Genomic DNA, 18,683 nt, shown 5'->3' on the forward strand with positions numbered 1-18,683 from the left:
GGTAAACTTTCTCACTTTGTGACTTTACGTTGTAAAAATGGCTCTCAAAGACGCAAAGAAAAATAATACTAGTCTCTATTCCCAATCCACCTTTTAACCTCACCTTTATAAGTCTCTCCAATAGGAGTGGATCCTAATTCGTGGTAAATCAAGTTCCCGTCAATGGATTTTATTTTATCGAGTTGGATGATATACGATTTATGGATTCGCATAAAATCCTTTGAAGGAAGTTTGTTGATGAAATCTTTCAAATTATCCAAAACAATCAGGCGTTCATTTTGCAGATGGATTCGGATGTAATCGCTTAATCCTTCTATAAAAATAATGTCCTTTGGATTGATCTTGACTTGCTTTCCATCGACTTTTACAAATAAATAATTGGAAGTTTCTTTTGCTTCTAAAGTGACAAAATCGGTAAATTTAGTCACCGCTTTATGGAATTTATCAAACGTAATGGGTTTCAACAAATAATCTACAACTCGGTAATCATAGCTTTCCAAAGCATAATTTGCATAAGCGGTCGTGACAATAAAATAATTATCCTTGTTGAACATCTGCATCAACTGGATGCCAGACAATTCGGGCATTTGAATATCAATAAAAATCAAATCAACGGTTTGTTTCTGAAGCAATTCAATGACTTCAAAAACATCAGTTGTCGCTAAAACTACTTCCAATTGCAGTAGTTTATTGGCATAATTTTTTAAAAGTTCGACAGCCAAAGGTTCATCGTCAAGGATGATGCATTTTATTTTTTTCATTGCTTAATATTTTGCCACAGATTTACAGAAATTAAAAATTTAGAATTAAATATCTGAGGGAATCCGTTTTAATCCATTTAATCTGTGGTTAAATTAATTTCCAAAAGGCTTTTAAAATTTACTCCATCATTCATAACATCAAACCGATATTTATTCGAAAAATAATGGTCCAATCGTTTTCTCAAATTCGATACGCCAATTCCTGAATGTGCATCTTTCAATTTGTTGTTTATCTTATTTTCAACATCAATGATGAGTTTTTTTTCATCTGATTTAATAGAGAAAACAACTGGATTTTCTTCTTCATCCAAAATCCCGTGCTTGATGCAATTTTCGATAAAAGGCAAAAGCAAATAGGGTGGAAGCATCTGATTTTTATTTTCTATTTCAGTCAAAAACCGAATGTGAATTTCCTTGGTATTGCGAATCCGTTCCAAATCGATAAAACTTTCGATGTATTTGATTTCGCTTCCAATGGGAATTAGTTCTTTTTGGGTTTCATAAGTTGTAAAACGCATAATCTCGCTCAATTTTTCAATTGCTGGCAAGGCTTTTTCGGATTTAAGGAAAACCATCGAATAGATATTATTCAACGTATTAAAAATAAAATGCGGATTGATTTGCGACTTTAAAAACTGAATCTCTGCGAATTTCTTTTCTTCATTTAAAACAACTTCCTTCTGGAGCGTTCTAATAAAATTTATTACAATCCAAATTATCGTACTTGCAAAAATCGGTGCCGAAGCCCAATGTAGATTGTCAAAAATATAATATTGGAGAGTGGTTCCTTCAAAATAATTTCCGGTTCCGAACAAATGCAAAAACAAAACTTCTTCGAGCAGATAACGGAACGTGATGAAATAGGCAAAGATTAAAAAGAAGCCAATCAAAAATTTACTCAACATCTTAACATCAAAAAACCTTTTCATGATATAAAGATAATTGAGGTAGAATGTCGAAATGCTGATAAATAAATTACTTATGCTAAAAAGCGTTACTTCAAAACCAAAAACAAGCTCTTTTTCGGGCTGGAGTTTTATGATAGAACTGACTAGAATAACCAGCCAATAGAGCAGATGTATGATGATTTCTTTTTGTCTAGAAAATAGCTTCATGAGGAATTTTTCATTTTTGGTAAAGGTACGAGTGCATTTTTGAAACCAAAAAAGTGTTGACCGATAATTATGGGGTGTTCATCGAAAAGATTCGATTTAAAATGAAGAAAGAGTGGATTTTTGTCATCAAATCTTAAAACACTTAAACCATGAACAAGTTATTTTTATTCCTTCAATTGTTGATTATTTCACAACTTCAGGCTCAGCAAAAACCGATTTTTCAAGACAAGTTCCCAGATGCCGTTCCGGTTTTGAATTTCGGAACCTTCCACATGGGTTTTACTTCTGATGCTACCTCAGTCGATTTCGATGAACACAATAAGAAGAATCAGGAAGACGTACATAAGGTTGCTAAAATGTTGGCTGAATTTAAGCCCACCGTTATAATTGTAGAAGATATTCCAGAAAACAATCATTTGATTCAAAAAGCCTATCAGGACTACCTCAACAATCCAGAAATGAAGTTTAAACATCCTTCTGAAATAGAACTTTTGGCTTTTGAAATTGGAAGATTAAGCAAGACTACTCGTATTTATGGAATTGATCATCAGATGAGCTACAATTATATGATTCCGAATTCTGTTAAGGAAAAAGTGAATGATAATACGTATGAACGCTATTTTGAACTTATCGAAAAAGAGGAAGTTAGGCTGAATTATGACAATCTTTCGTTATTGGATAAATTAAAGGTTGACAATCATCCTCAATATTTGGATTTTCTGTTGAATGTAAATGCCGATATCCTGACATACGTTTCTACAAAAGGAAATTTTGAAGGAGCTGATGAAGCGGCAAAATATTACCATAGAAATATCAGAATGTTTTCCAACCTCAACCAAATTGAATTAAAAGCCGATGACCGTGTTTTCATCTTGATGGGAGCCAGCCACACAGCTTTTTTCAATGATTTTATGAAAAGAAGTCCACGATATAAGTTAGTTGATCCTTTTTTGTATTTGAAATAAAACACTAAATAATCCTACTATTTCTTTAATTTTGCGTAACTTGAAATAAAATTAAAGTAAGATATGGGCCAGTTTATAAAAATATACGAAGATAAACCTAGTGAAGCTGCAATTGCAAAAGTCGTAAAGGTTTTAAAAGACGGAGGCTTGGTTATTTATCCAACTGATACGGTTTATGGTTTAGGTTGTGATATTACCAATTCGAGAGCTTTGGAACGTATTGCAAAAATTAAGGGCATCAAACTGGAAAAGGCAAACTTCTCGTTTGTCTGTTCTGATTTGAGTAACCTTTCGGATTATGTGAAGCAAATTGACACCAGTACTTTTAAGTTGTTAAAAAGGGCTTTGCCTGGAGCTTATACTTTTATTTTGCCCGGAAATAATAATCTTCCGAAGGAATTTAAGAAGAAAACTACTGTTGGTATTCGTGTTCCTGATAATTCGATTGCTTTGGAAATTGTTCGCCAACTTGGAAATCCAATTGTATCCACTTCTATTTATGATGAAGATGATGTGATTGAATATACAACCGATCCGGAATTGATTTTCGAGAAATGGCAAAACCTTGTAGATGTTGTGATTGATGGTGGTTATGGAGATAACCAGCCTTCAACCATTATTGATTTATCTGGTCACGAGCCGGTTTTGGTTCGGGAAGGTAAAGGAGATATTGATATTATTGATTTCTAAATATTTAACCAAAGATTCACAGATTTTAATACTTCTTAATCTGTGAATCTTTGGCTTTTTTTACATCTGCAATTCAAAAAGCAACACCTGACTTTTTAATCGTTCAATCAATAACGACATCATTCTTTTATTTAAAGAAGATGAATTTTCAATGTAACGTGAATATTCGTCAATCGTGAACAATCCAATCACAATTCCTTTTAGAGAATTCCTAAATTTGATATCCCGCTGGATAGAATTCTCGATGAAAAGCATTTTCTTTTCTACATTGAAATTATAAAAATCGGTTTTACTTTTCGCAATATAATTTCTAAAAACATCCAAAAATAAATCATTCTGAAGTTTTAGAATTGGACGGAGGGTTTCATTTTGAAAAAATTCTTCGGCTGAAGATTGACTGTTGATGGTTCCAAGCATTTCCCCTCTAAATTCTCTGATAAATTGGTCTCTTGTACTCATTTTCTTTTAAAATTACGAAGAAAATCAAAGCTCCTATTCTTTTTTTATAATAGTTATTAAGAATTTAATTAACCATTTTAATAATGATATCTGTAAATAAAGTGTGGTTGACCTAACTTGTTTTAATCCATGAATAGAAGAAAAATAAAATTCTATTATTGACATAAAATATATCTTATAACAAATAATTCCGTAAGACAAATACTATATCAGTAACTCAAAAGCACTATTTCATAATTATATCACAAAAAATTAACAATTAGCATTTTTTAAATTATGGCATTTTCTTTAATTTAGTTGAAACATTCTTGCCCCACAAGAATCTAAATGACCTACTATGAAAAAGATTACCTCTTTTAGCCTAAGAGCATTTATTGCTATAGGTTTATTTTTCGTTTACCATCTTTCCGTTGGACAAACCACTACTGTTTTCAATGATGATTTTTCAAGTCCTGCAAATACAGTATATACCGTTACAAATGGTTTGATTACAGATTCACCAACTTGGACAATGACCCGAAGTGGTGCCGATTTTGGTGCTGGGATTTTAAACCGACTCATCTTGACAAATGATGGAACAAATGGTTCAAATTCTAATGGTTGGGTTTTAGGCTCTACATCTTCAAGCAATTTTTTGTCACCTTATACAAGCACATTAGTTAATAATCCAGGTCCTGTGACATGGACTTTTAATATGAGACAAATTAGAACTAATCCTGCTGGATTTGGAAGTACCGTTTTTGGTACAGCATTTATTTTGGCAGGAACAGCGGGTACCACAAATGTAACTGGAACAGGTTATGCCGTAATTTTAGGAAATTCAGGCACTACAGATCCAATTAAGTTAGTAAGATACACATCCGGTATTAGAACAAACACCAATATTATAACTTCTAACACAACAGGCTTGACCGATTTTGGAACCCAGTATTTAAGCATCCGTGTTGTCTATACACCCAGTACCAATACCTGGCAACTTTTTGTGAGAAATGATGGAACAACTGCTTTTGCAGACCCATCAACAGGAACCTTAACATCACAAGGGAGTGTTATAAATTCTACTTATACAAATACTGCTTTACCATTAATAGGAGGTTATTTTAACGGGGGAACAACAGCTAATCAAACTTCTTTTTTTGATAATGTAAAAGTAACAGTTGGGGTTCCTTTTATAGCCTCTCTGACACCAAATTCTAAGATTGCTGGAACTGGAGCTTTTAGCATAACAGTAACTGGTCAGAATTTTTCACCTTCAAGTATAGTTCGATGGAATGGTAATAACAGGACAACAACCTATGTTTCTCCAACTCAGTTAACAGTAAATATTCTTGCTTCTGATATTGTAACTTCTGGCACGGCAACTGTTACAGTTGCAAATGGAAGTACTATTTCTAATTCTAGTACTTTTACAATCGATCCAGCAGGAGTACCCAATTTGACCGTTTCGACTGCTTCTTTAAATCTTGCCATTTCTGTTACAGGAACTCCATCTGTAGCTTCTACTTATACTATTTCGGGTGTAAATCTTACGGCTGACCCTGTTGTCACTCCTCCTACAAATTTTGAGGTTTCCACCAATAATAGTACGTTTTTTCCTTCTTTGACATTAGCAAGAAATGGTAATACTATAAACGGACAACCGTTAACAATATATGTTAGAACAACTTCTGGAGCCCCATCTAATTTCTATAATGTTGTGGTGAATAATACCGCTACGGGAGCTACAGCTAAAACGGTGAACGTTAGCGCTACCGTTTTGGCATCTCAGCCTTCAGTGTCAAGTGCCATAAACTTTACAGCAATAACGTCAACCAGTTTCACAGTCAATTGGACAAACGGAACAGGGGCCAGAAGGTTGCTACTTATCCGTCAAGCGGGTGCTGTGAATGCATTGCCCGTTGATGGACAAAGTTATACGGCTGTTGCACAATTTGGTTCGGGATCTGAAATTGGTACTGGAAATTTTGTGGCTTATTCAGGAACTGGAAATTCAGCCACTGTAACGGGATTGTCAGCTTCCACAAATTATCATGTTTCGGTGGTAGATTATAATGGTAGTGGTGGTTTAGAAAATTATACTACAACAGGACTGACAGGAAATGCCACTACTCTGGCAACACCTGTAGGCTGGCAAATTTACACTGCAAATACCGTTAATACTATAAATTTTGACACGACTGTGGATGGTGTTAATTCAGATGCTTTTCAAGGAGATGGTGTTGCAACACCTGTAGAATCAGGACAATTAAATTCAGGAGCGTGGGCATTTACAGGATTCAGTGATGGAAATTTAGCTTTTGGGGCTACCAGCCCAGAAGATAGTGATTATGATCAAGGTGTTTCTAGTGGAGGCACTGCAGATCCTGGGCTTTATGCTTTCGAAACACAAACAGACAATTCTTCGTTAGGGATACAACCCGGTACTGGAGATTTTGCACCAGGAACTATTACCCTTAAGTTTCAAAACCGAACTGGAGCAACTATTACATCATTAAATATAGGTTATAAGGTATTTATTTATAATGATCAAGCTTCCTCTAGTAGTTTTAATTTTAGTTATTCTGCAAATAATTCAGCTTACACTACGGTACCAATTATCAATACAATTTCACCAGCAACAGCTGATGGAATTCCTCAATGGAAAGGATATTATCGTTCTACAACAATTACGGGATTAACGATTGCAGCTGGAGCAGATTATTATCTTAGATGGGAAAGCGCTGCTGTCTCTGGAAGTGTTGATTTTGATGAGTTTGCCTTAGACGATATCTCCTTAGTTGCTATTCCATCGACCAATTTTGTACCTTTTAGTGGTACAGCTGAAACCTTTGTTTTAAATGGAAATGCAACCATGTCTGGTAACTTAGAGGTAGTAAGCAATTTAAGTTTTAATAACAATGCAAAATTAGGTATAGCTTCTAATACATTAACTTCTAATGGAACTATAACCAATACCACAACGGCAGGAATCAAAGGTAGTGCTACAAGTAACTTAATTATTGCGGGAACATCAAGTAACACATTAAGTTTTGATCAAACTACAGTAGGAACAACCAACCTTTTGAACAATCTTACAATTGCAACAACAACTGCTAATACAACAACTGTTGGTAATGCACTTGCTGTTAACGGTACCTTGAATATAGCAAGCAGTCAGATTTTAAATATGGGAACCAATGCCTTGACAGGAACATTGACAACAGCGACAGTAAACGGAACACTCCAAACAAGCAATACATCTGCAACACCTTTACCAACAGGAAAAACGTGGTCGGGTAATGGAACCGTTCATTATAATTCAGCTTCAACAGCCCAAACCGTGGTTATTGGAACTTATAATGGGCTTACCATATCTCCAACAGGAGGAGCAACAGCTGGTGGGGCTTTGACTGTTAACGGAACTTTAAACCTTCCAACGGCAAATCCTTCTGCAACAGTGGGGAGCTTATCTATGGGAGCTTTTGAATTGTTGATGGGAGGAAATGCAACTAATACAGGAATTGGCGATGTTACCGGCGATGTCATCAGGACTAATATCATGTCGAATGTACTCTATACTTTTGGGCATCACGAGACTTCTATTATTTTTCCAGCTATCGGAACTTTACCAACTTCTATGGGACTTAGAATTCAAATAGGCACAGCTGTAACTTGGCGTCCTAGTGCTATACTCAGAAAATATGATTTTAAGCAAACAGGTGGAACGGGAACAAAAGCCATTATAAAAGCACATTATTTGGATTCTGAACTTAACGGAAATAATGAGGCTGCTTTAGTAGATTGGGCTCATATCATAAGCGGACCTACTACGTTAGAACAAGGAAGATCTAATTATAATACTACTGAAAATTGGGTAGAACTTACCAATGTAAACGTAGGTGTCTTTTTTCAACCGAATTTTGGGCTGGTGGAACTTACTCTGGACGAATATGAAGCAGGAACTGCAATATGGGATGGTTCAGAGAGTACGTCCTGGACAACTGCAGCAAATTGGGTAGGAAATGCTGTTCCATCAAGTATTACCACAGTTATTATTCCCGATGGGGCAACCACACCAAACGATCCTACCATTAATCCTACTACTGATATTGGAAAATTAAACATTGAAACTGGAGGAATTGTCAATGCACCAGCAGGTTCACAATTTAATATTCATGGAGCGGGAGGGGCTTGGATCAACAATGGGACATTTATTCCAGTTGCTACAAGTACGGTTTCTTTTTTAAACTTAGATGCAACGATTGCAGGAGAAACTACTTTTAATAATATTACGATTGAAACAGGAGCTGGACTCAGACCCCAAACTGGAAACATAATGCACATATCGGGCGTTTTTAATAGGATAGGGATTTTTTCACCTGGTGCTGTAGAAAATACGGTAGATTTTACAGGAACTAACCAAACTATTCCTCAACTCACTACTGGTCTTGTGGCCTATAATAATTTGACCATTACTGGCTCTGGAGCTATTTTTCCAACTCCACTCAACATTACTGGAAATTTGACCTTGAATAACACTGTTGATTTTACGGGGAAAACAATTGTCATGACTGGATTAACAACTCAAAATATATCAGGCAGTACAAGTCCAACTTTCGACAACCTGACAATTGCCAATACAAATGGCAATGTTCTACTTGGAATTAATTCAAGCATAAACGGAACACTTACGCTAAATTCTGGACAGCTTATCGTAGAAAGTACAATTCTAAATCTCGGCACGAATCCAGTTGCAGGAACGTTTGATGCTACGAAGATGATTGTAACAGGAACGACAGGGGAAGTACGAAAATCGTTCACAGGTCTAGGGAGTTATTTCTTCCCGATAGGTGAAAATACTACTCCTGCCTATTCTCCTATCGAAGTGAATATTACAGCAGGATCATTTTCAAGTGCCTATGTTGGCGTTTCAGTAAAAGATGGTAAACATCCTGATAATAACAGCATACAAAATCACCTCACTCGTTATTGGAACGTAAATCAATCGGGGATAACTGGTGCCGTTGCTACTATTACCGCTACTTATTTGCCCGAAGACGCTTCCGCAGATGTTACTACAATTGCTGCAGCACAACTTTCTGGTAACTTTGACCCAATCACCAATCCTTGGGTAAAATTTGATCCCCTTTCAGGTACCACCTTGTCAGTTGTGGGTGCAACTTTAACTTCTGGAGAGACTTCTGCATTTACGGGTATTAAAGGTGGAGATTTTACAGTAGTTCTTTCAGGCTATGGTGAATTTTGTCAAAACCAAGCAGTAACATTATCTGCCGTAACTTCTGGTGGTGATGCTCCATACACCTATGAATGGTCGGATGGACTAGGTAACTCAGCAACAGCGACACCTCCAACGAACACAATTGGAACCGAAAATTATTCGGTAACTGTTAGAGATGCAAACGGAATTGTAGATGTTGATAGTGCTGATGTAACCGTTCTAACTCCATCTTTAGGTGGCTCTTTGAGTCCAAGTCAGGATGTATGTCTAAGAACCGAACCTGGTGAAATTACCCTAACAGGCCATACCGGAAATGTCTTGTACTGGCAACGTTCCGAAGATCCAACATTTGCAACTGGTGTCACTAACCTTTCTAATTTTACTGATGTTTTAACGAGCGAAAATGCAGGTATCATTTTGGCAACGACCTATTTTAGAGCTGTTATCAGCAATGGAAGTTGTGCCGAAGTATTTTCAGGAACTACTAGTGCTATCATTCAAACTACAACTTGGGATGGATTTACTTGGTCTGCAGGTGATCCTGACGGAACTACCAATGCTATTATTACAGATGATTTTACACCCGTAGCAGATTTGATTGCCTGTAGCATTACGGTAGAAAATGGTGCCGATGTAACAATTCCAAGTGACATAAGCATCACATTAAATGGTGCTGTAATTATAGACGATGGAACCTTTACAGTAAATAATGATGCAAGTTTAGTACAAACAGATGATTCTGCTCAAAATTTAGGAAACAACTTTACCATGCAAAGAGATACCGAGCCGATGTATCGCTTTGATTACACTTATTGGTCATCACCAGTTATCAATCAAACTTTATTTGATCTTTCTCCAACTACACTTTTTAATAAGTATTTTGGATGGAATGCAACAACTGATAGCTGGAATCAATATTTAAATGGAAATCATGTCATGGAGCCAGGTGTTGGATACATTGTTAGAGCACCAGAAACTTATTCTACTGATCCACTAACTGTCGTTTCTTATGAAGGTTTCTTTAACGGAACACCTAATAACGGAATCATAAGAGTCCCTGTCATAGGTGATGATGCATTTAATTTGCTTGGAAATCCTTATCCTTCAGCAATTAATGCTGATGAATTTCTTCAAGATGTAGAGAATACTTCGCTCGACGGTACCATTTATTTATGGACCCATAACACGCCAATTGCTCCAGTAGGACAAGTTTATTCCTACTCATCAGATGACTATGCAATTTATAATCTTTTAGGTGGAGTAGGAACTGCCGCTGCACCTTCCGAAGAATTTCCATTAGATCCAGCCAATATTCCAAACGGTTTTATAGCTGCGGGACAAGGCTTTTTTATCCAAGGAATTACAGATGGAACGGCAACTTTTAATAATGATATGCGAGTTGCTGGAAACAACGATCAGTTTTTCAAAAATCCAGTTGTGAATGAAAAAAGTAGAATGTGGATTAGTATTAGTAATTCAGAAGGATTCAAGCAGCAACTAATAGGTTATGCTACAAATGCTACCAACGATTTTGATCGAGGCTGGGATGGAACAGCTAAGGGATCTAGTCTTGAATTTTATTCTTTCATTGCAAATAAAAAACTTTCCATTCAGTCATTCCCACTTCCTTTTGATGATTCTCAAGTAATCTCGATTGGTTTCAAAACAACTTTAGCTGGATTTCACAGCATCAATTTCAATGATAATGATGGTTTATTTGTAAATCAAAATGTTTATCTAAAAGATAATTTACTAAATGTTATTCATGACTTAAAAGCCAATAGCTATGAATTTACAACCCATGTGGGAACTTTTGATGATCGTTTTGAAATCGTATATGTCAATCAAGCATTAGAAAACCCTGAATTTACAAATCAAAAAGGAGTCCTGATCTACAACCAAGAAAGTACAGTTTCAGTAAAATCCTATGACCACGAAATTAGTTCAATAAAAATTATTGATATGCAAGGCAGGATAATTTATACTGTAGAAGATGTCAATAGTTTTCATTCTAGTTTTGAACTCAATCTTCCTAATCAGGTGTTGATTGTTGATGTATTGACCAAAGATGGAAAAATCCACAATAAAAAAATAATCCGTTAATTGAAGCTAAAAAAGCTCTAAAGTTCCAAATGTCCGGATAATCATTACTACATAAAAAGACACAAATTGCACTAATTTTCACGAATCAGATTGTGAAAATTAGTGCAATTTGTGTCTAAGTTTTTTTTCAAAAAAAATTGGTGTCAAATACTTTTCTATTTTAAAACATCGATATAAAATTGATTGGTAAGAACTTCTAGATTTGAAATATTTTTAATACTTGAATCCAATTTTTTCCAATCGGTTGTAGGAAATAATCGAATTTCTTTTTGATTGTAAAGTACATCAACTGGCATATCAAAATCAGCCACATTAGCTTTCCATCTATATTCAAAACCCTTTCCCTTTTTTTGAAATTCAAGAACAGGAATATCTTTAAATTTCAAATATTGATCAAAAATAGGGGTAAGATTCATTTTGCTTTGACTGTTAAAAAAATCTATAACCGTTTTTGTATCAATAATTTGATGTTGATAATTTTCAGAAAATTTTAAAATCATACTCCACCACTTTTCGTCATTATCTATAACATGTCGCAAAGTGTTGAGCAAAAGGGCTCCTTTGTAATATTTATCACTGGGTCCAGCATCATTCACACTGTAGTTGCCAATTATTTTTTTTTCATTTGATACAAGTCTTTTTTGTCCATTTATATATTCGATTGCTTTATCATAGCCATACAAACATTCCACAAATACGGTTTCAGAATAAGTTGTAAATCCTTCATGTATCCACATATCAGCAATATCACGAGAAGTAATGCTGTTCCCAAACCATTCATGTCCTGTTTCATGTATTGTAATAAAATCGAAAAGCAAACCAATTCCGGTTCCAGAAAGATCGCCACCCAGATATCCTTTTCTATATTTATTACCATAAGCTACAGCACTTTGATGTTCCATACCTAAATATGAAGTTTCAATCAATTTATAACCATCACCCATAAAAGGATAAGGTCCAAATTTCAATTGAAAACAATCCATCATTGGCTTTACTTCTTCAAAATGTTTTTTTGCTTTTTCTTCGTTTCCACGTATGACGTAATAATCCAAATCAAGTCCTTTGTGATGGTCGTGCAAATGAACATAATCTCCAATATTAATCGTGATATTATAATTATTGATCGGATTTTTAACTTCCCAATTCCAAGAAGTATAGCCATTTTTCAATTCTTCGGAACCTAAGAATCTTCCGTTTGAAACATTCATCAATCCGTTTGGCACAGCCACTTTTATCGAAGCTCCAAAATCAGGTTCATCACTTTGAGAGTCTTTTACAGGATACCACAAGCTTGCTCCAGTTCCTTGAACCGCAACGCCAATCCAAGGTTTTCCGTTTTTATCTTTATTAAATACAAAACCTCCATCCCAAGGAGCATTTTCTGCAACTTGTGGCTTCCCAGAATAATAAAACCGTAACTTTTTATCAAGAGTATCAACTAATAATTCCTTTTCAAAATGGATAAAAACTGCTCCAAATTCTCTTTTGTAATCCAGTTTTTTATTTTCAAAAACAATACTGTCAACTTGCATGTTTTCGAATAAATCCAACTGTATTGTTTTGGATGGTTTTATAATCTTAAAAGTTATATCGTTGTAACCGATAACGGAACGGTCATCAGGATTTACTTTTATATTCAAATCATATCGTTGCACATCAAAACACATTCTTTCAAACGAAAATCCGCCTTGAAGTGAATCTTTTCGCGTGAAGTTTTGTGCAGAAACAGAAGTTGCAATTGTTAATAATGTCAGTATAAATATTTTTCTCATTTTTTATAATTCAAATATCTGTTTGTTATAAAGTAACCTATGTAAATTCCAAATAAAATAGTTATAATTATATTGATTGTTGAAGGACAAGGATGTGAACCGTTCCATGAAGGAAAATCATAAAATAAATCAATAAAGATATTTGTTGGATGTGAATGGTAATAACATATATCAGGAAATATAATTAATTCAAACCCGAAATTTATAATGTAGGCTAAAATTATCCCAAAAATTGATGAGATAATGTAAAGAATAGTTTTATTTATTTTTGACATTTTTTTAAACGTGTTGCGTATTAACCCTTCATAGAATCTATTTTAGCTACAATTCCATTCTTTTTATATCCTCCAAAATCCAATCCATTTCAGGATCAACTCCATTAATTCTATCTTCCAAAGTTGGCAAAATGGCTACATCTGGAAAGATACCACGACCCACAATATCAGTCTTATGATAAGGAGCGATAAGCATCAATCCCACGCGAACTTTTAATTTAGAATGTGGTAATTTTATCAGTGGCATCCTTCCTGCAACTGTGCCGTTATAAGTTCCTCCTGTTTCTTCACCTACAAATGTGGCCCTTTTTGAACCTTGCAAATTGGAAGATAATATACAAGAAGCCGAAAAACTTCCGCCATTGATGAGAACATAAATCTTTCCGTCAAATGCATTTGGCTTACGATTTTTAAGTCTAGATTCACTCGTTGCATAATAGTATTTATTATCATCGGCTTTTTTTACCTTGAAAAAGGTATAGCCTACATACACAGGATAAAAAATTCCTTTTAATATTTTTATTCCAACTCCGCCACCTTTGAAATAATCGCCACTCAATAAACTCGTTTTAGTTGCAACTTCGGATTTATCGGCAAAAACCATAGTAGTATCTGTAAGATAGGAATATAAATCGCTAATTTCACTCAATCTTCCGCCAGGATTATTACGCAAATCGATGATTAATATTTTGGCGTTGTTTGCTTTAATTTTTTCAAAACTTTCCTTGTAGAATGTACTGTAATTTCCAATAGCGAACGTATTTATTTTCATAACCGCAATACTGCTATCCGCTTCCATAAACATTAGATTGCGGTTGTAGGTTTTCGTTTCAGGATTATAACCATAAACACTTTTCTTGGTTCTTTCAGCTTTTTTTTGAGCTTTGGTTTTAACATTTTTTTCAACTGGATTTGGAATTTCTGTCTTTACCGTATCGGTTTTTACAACTTTTGCCGAATCATTTGGTTTTCTAGCAATCCAAACTGATTTAATAGAATCATTATATTTGAAATTGTAAAGCAAACTGTCTTTTAAACCGTTTTCATTCGTATAAAAACCTCCGAAACCTTTTCCTAACTTGTATTTAAAATAAGTGGTATTGTAACCATCAGAAGTAAACAGATGTTGATAATCTTGTAATAAATCGGCAGTATTTTTACCATCAATTCCTATAACTTCGGCACCTTTTGGTATAGATTTGTCTTTAGAATTGTTTTTTACTACAAACAATTTATCATCAAAAACCTGAAATTCAAATTGCGAAAAAGGTCCGGTTCCTTTTTTCATGATTTGCTTTGTTTCTTTCTTCGTATAGCGTTTCGTTACTGGAAAAACCATCATGTGTCCTTGACGGACTTCGTTCACAACAGGAGCTATTTTTTTGTAAAAAGCAAAACTCGTCATTGGTTGTGTGATAGTCGTTTTTAAGCTATCAAATTTATAATCCAATTTTTCCTTGCTGATGTACCAATATAAATTAGGATGCAATTTTTTGAGTTTCTTATACGTATAATCAACATCTTTTTTCAAATCCTTCACAGATTTTAAAACCGTAAGTTGGCGATTATGTTGCTGAACAGATGAGCAGCTAGCTAAAATGAACAGTAGGAGGAAAGAGAATGCTATTTTCTTCATAAGAAAAGGATCTTTTAATTGCTTTTGGTGGTAGAAACAAAAATAAACAAAAATGGTTCTCTAGATACATTTGTAAATAGAAAACCATTTTCCGTGTTTTTATTTTGCAATTTAAACCTGAATCACACCCAAATTAAATTGCTTTTCAATTGGAGCATGATTGGCAGCTTCAATTCCCATCGAAATCCAAGTTCTGGTTTCCAGAGGATCAATTATGGCATCTGTCCAAAGTCGGGAAGCTGCATAATAAGGAGAAACTTGTGCATCATATTTAGCTTTTATCTTGTCAAATAGTTCTTTTTCTTTTGCTTCATCAACAATTTCGCCTTTTCCTTTTAGGGAAGAAGCTTCAATTTGTGCCAAAACTTTAGCAGCTTGAGTACCACCCATAACAGCCAATTCCGCACTTGGCCATGCAAAAATTAATCTTGGATCGTATGCTTTTCCACACATGGCATAATTTCCAGCTCCATAGGAATTTCCAACGATCACGGTGAATTTTGGTACAACTGAATTTGAAACAGCATTTACCATTTTGGCACCATCTTTAATGATTCCACCGTGTTCCGATTTTGAACCTACCATAAAGCCTGTGACATCTTGCACAAAAACGAGTGGAATTTTCTTTTGATTACAATTTGCAATAAAACGTGTCGCCTTATCGGCAGAATCTGAATAGATTACACCACCAAATTGCATTTCTCCTTTTTTAGATTTTACCACCTTTCGTTGATTTGCAACAATCCCAACAGCCCAACCGTCGATTCGAGCATAACCTGTGATGATGGTTTGACCATAACCATCCTTATAAGGTTCAAACTCTGAATTATCGACCAATCGATTGATGATTTCCATCATGTCATACTGTTCGTTTCGTGCTTTTGGCAAAATTCCGAAGATTTCTTTTTCATCCAAAGCTGGTTTTTCAGCTTTAATTCGGCTAAAGCCAGCCTTACTATAATCACCAATTTTATCGACGATGTTTTTTATTTTATCCAAAGCATCTTTGTCATCCTTAGCCTTATAATCGGTTACACCAGAAATCTCGCAATGTGTCGTTGCTCCTCCAAGTGTTTCATTGTCAATATTTTCACCTATTGCAGCTTTTACCAAATAACTTCCAGCAAGAAAAATACTTCCGGTTTTATCGACAATCAAGGCTTCGTCGGACATAATAGGAAGGTAGGCTCCACCGGCAACACAACTTCCCATAACAGCAGCAATTTGGGTGATTCCCATGCTACTCATGATGGCATTATTGCGGAAAATTCTACCGAAATGCTCTTTATCAGGAAAAATTTCATCTTGCAAAGGCAAATAAACTCCTGCACTATCTACCAAATAAATAATAGGCAACCGATTTTCCATTGCAATCTCTTGAGCACGAAGATTCTTTTTTCCTGTAATTGGAAACCAAGCACCCGCTTTTACGGTAGCGTCATTTGCAACTACGACACATTGTTTTCCTTTAATATAACCAATCTTGATTACAACCCCACCAGATGGGCAACCTCCATGTTCAGCATACATACCTTCTCCAACAAAAGCCCCAATTTCAATACTATTACTATTTTTGTCAAGCAAATAATCGATTCGTTCGCGAGCTGTCATTTTACCTTCGGCATGCAATTTTTCGATTCTCTTTTCGCCTCCTCCTAATTTTACTTTCGCAAACCTTTGTTTTAAATCAGATAGTAAGAGCCTGTTATGATCTTCGTTTTTATTGAAGTTAATGTCCATATTGATAAGGTGTGATTTTTTATTTATTGTTTATAAATTCCTATATTTTTAGGCATTTTTTAGGGATGCTAAAATACGAAAACGTTTGAAATAAAAAAGTATTGAATATAGGAGATATAAATGTTAATTTTTTTTATTGCATAACCAGTAATTGATATTAAGTTAATGTTAACTTAACATTAGAGGAATACATTTGCACCGTAAAACAAAAATTATGTCTATAAACAGTATTTTCCAGTATTTTGTTCCGAAAGATAAAAAATTCTTTCCTTTATTTGAACAGGCTACAAGTAATTTAATTTTGATGGCAACAGCTTTGCACGAAGTTGTGAATTTACCAATCGAAGAAAGAAATGAACTTTTTCTAAAAATTGAAGAATTAGAACAAATAGGAGAGGATATCGCAAGACAAACTAACCTAGAGTTGAGCAGTAATTTCATTACTCCGTTTGACAGAGAAGACATTTATTCTCTAAGTACTGCAATTGACAACATCGCTGGAAACATTCACGGTGCTGCAAGTAGAATGAAATTGTACCACGTTGATAAGATCACAAAATCTATCCGAAAATTAACTGAAATTAACCTTGAAGCATGTCAAAATATAGATGTGGCTGTAAAGGAATTGCGTAACTTCAAGAAAATCAAGAACATTACTGATGCTTGTGCAAGAATCAACAAGCTAGAAAATAAATCGGATACGGTTTATGATAAAGCTGTAGCTGATATTTTTGAAAACGAAACTGATGCTAAAACAATTATCAAATATAAAGAAGTACTTTCTGTATTGGAAACTGCTGCTGATAAATGTAAAAGTGCTGCAAATGTTTTAGAATCTATCGCTGTAAAGCATTCTTAATATCCTCAATTTCATCCTGAAATTATTTTTATGACGCTACTTATCATCATTATAGTACTTGCCCTGATTTTTGATTACATTAATGGTTTTCACGATGCTGCAAACTCAATCGCTACAATTGTTGCTACAAAAGTATTGACCCCATTTCAAGCAGTAGTTTGGGCAGCTTTCTTTAACTTCATGGCCTATTTCATATCGAAATATTGGATTGGAGAATTTAAAATTGGTAATACAATTGCAAAATCAGTAAACGAAGATTTCATTAACCTTGAAGTAATTTTTGCAGGTCTTATAGCTGCAATTATTTGGAATTTAGCTACATGGAAACTTGGAATTCCATCTTCCTCTTCACATACACTATTAGGAGGTTTTATGGGAGCGGCTTTGGCACATGCTGGAGCTTTGGCTGTTAATGGTGTAGATGTTGTAAATTATGTAAAAGTAATTCCAACAGTTGCTTTTATCTTTTTGGCACCATTAATAGGTATGACAATTGCCTATTTCTTGACAATTCTCATCATGAACATCTGCCGAAAGGCAAATCCTAGTAAAGCTGATAAATGGTTCAAAAGATTACAATTAGTATCTTCTGCCTTGTTCAGTTTAGGACACGGAGCTAACGATGCTCAGAAAGTTATGGGTATTATTGGAGCTGCTGTAATCTATTATCACTTAAAAATTGATATGGATCCAAATTACATCAATGCTCCTGATTCTTTCAAATATTTCGTAAACGATTATGCCTGGGTTCCTTTTGTGAGTTTCACGGTTATTGGTTTGGGAACCATGAGTGGTGGGTGGAAAATTGTAAAAACAATGGGTACAAAAATCACCAAAGTAACTTCACTTGAAGGTGTAAGTGCTGAAACTGCTGGAGCGATGACGCTCTATCTTTCGGAACATTTTGGAATTCCAGTTTCAACAACTCATACCATTACCGGAAGTATCATTGGAGTTGGAGTAACAAAACGTGTTTCGGCCGTTCGCTGGGGAGTGACCATCAACCTGCTTTGGGCTTGGATTTTAACGATTCCAGTATCAGCCATTATTGCTGCTATCATTTATTTTTTAATTAGCTTATTCTAAAAAA

At 34.9% G+C, this 18,683-nt stretch carries 11 protein-coding genes; 5 read left to right on the forward strand and 6 right to left on the reverse strand.

All coding sequences use genetic code 11. From position 1 onward, the window contains the following. Positions 1–68: 68 nt before the first annotated feature. Together G508_RS0108560 and G508_RS0108565 are read right to left on the reverse strand one after the other, a co-directional pair. On the reverse strand, positions 69–761 hold the full coding sequence (locus G508_RS0108560; protein ID WP_026704933.1) for a LytR/AlgR family response regulator transcription factor: 693 nt from the start codon (positions 759–761) through the stop codon (positions 69–71). Between the two features lie 77 nt (positions 762–838). Continuing rightward, positions 839–1,876 carry a sensor histidine kinase gene (locus tag G508_RS0108565; RefSeq protein WP_026704934.1) on the reverse strand — a complete coding sequence of 346 codons (1,038 nt, stop codon included), beginning with the start codon at positions 1,874–1,876 and terminating at the stop codon, positions 839–841. 149 nt (positions 1,877–2,025) lie between these two features. Here G508_RS0108565 and G508_RS0108570 point away from each other — a divergent pair, with 149 nt between their 5' ends. Both G508_RS0108570 and G508_RS0108575 read left to right on the forward strand, forming a co-directional pair. Then, entirely contained in the window at positions 2,026–2,841 is an 816-nt protein-coding gene (locus G508_RS0108570) for a DUF5694 domain-containing protein (protein WP_026704935.1), read from the forward strand. A 63-nt stretch (positions 2,842–2,904) separates the two neighbouring features. Continuing rightward, complete coding sequence (locus G508_RS0108575; protein ID WP_026704936.1) at positions 2,905–3,531, forward strand: L-threonylcarbamoyladenylate synthase; 627 nt, start codon at positions 2,905–2,907, stop codon at positions 3,529–3,531. Positions 3,532–3,591: 60 nt separating this feature from the next. On the opposite strand, the gene G508_RS0108580 is transcribed toward G508_RS0108575, so the two are convergent. Next, positions 3,592–3,990 (reverse strand): hypothetical protein, encoded by a 399-nt coding sequence (locus G508_RS0108580; RefSeq protein ID WP_026704937.1) that lies wholly within the window; start codon positions 3,988–3,990, stop codon positions 3,592–3,594. A 337-nt stretch (positions 3,991–4,327) separates the two neighbouring features. Here G508_RS0108580 and G508_RS0108585 point away from each other — a divergent pair, with 337 nt between their 5' ends. After that, a complete protein-coding gene (locus G508_RS0108585) occupies positions 4,328–11,311 on the forward strand; it encodes a fibronectin type III domain-containing protein (RefSeq protein ID WP_026704938.1) in 6,984 nt (2,327 codons plus the stop codon). Between the two features lie 155 nt (positions 11,312–11,466). Here G508_RS0108585 and G508_RS0108590 read toward each other — a convergent pair whose 3' ends face one another. From G508_RS0108590 to G508_RS0108600, 3 genes are all read right to left on the reverse strand, one after another. Next, a complete protein-coding gene (locus tag G508_RS0108590) occupies positions 11,467–13,083 on the reverse strand; it encodes a M1 family metallopeptidase (RefSeq protein WP_026704939.1) in 1,617 nt (538 codons plus the stop codon). A gap of 321 nt (positions 13,084–13,404) precedes the next feature. Next, positions 13,405–14,994 (reverse strand): S41 family peptidase, encoded by a 1,590-nt coding sequence (locus G508_RS0108595; RefSeq protein ID WP_026704940.1) that lies wholly within the window; start codon positions 14,992–14,994, stop codon positions 13,405–13,407. Between the two features lie 111 nt (positions 14,995–15,105). After that, positions 15,106–16,734: an acyl-CoA carboxylase subunit beta gene (locus G508_RS0108600; protein WP_026704941.1), complete on the reverse strand. Its 1,629-nt coding sequence runs from the start codon at positions 16,732–16,734 to the stop codon at positions 15,106–15,108. A gap of 214 nt (positions 16,735–16,948) precedes the next feature. Between G508_RS0108600 and G508_RS0108605 the strand changes: the two genes are divergently transcribed. Beyond that, on the forward strand, positions 16,949–17,593 hold the full coding sequence (locus G508_RS0108605; protein WP_026704942.1) for a DUF47 domain-containing protein: 645 nt from the start codon (positions 16,949–16,951) through the stop codon (positions 17,591–17,593). A gap of 30 nt (positions 17,594–17,623) precedes the next feature. Next, entirely contained in the window at positions 17,624–18,679 is a 1,056-nt protein-coding gene (locus tag G508_RS0108610) for an inorganic phosphate transporter (protein WP_051197517.1), read from the forward strand. Positions 18,680–18,683: the final 4 nt, after the last annotated feature.

Source organism: Flavobacterium soli DSM 19725 (genome assembly GCF_000422705.1).
GTDB lineage: Bacteria > Bacteroidota > Bacteroidia > Flavobacteriales > Flavobacteriaceae > Flavobacterium > Flavobacterium soli.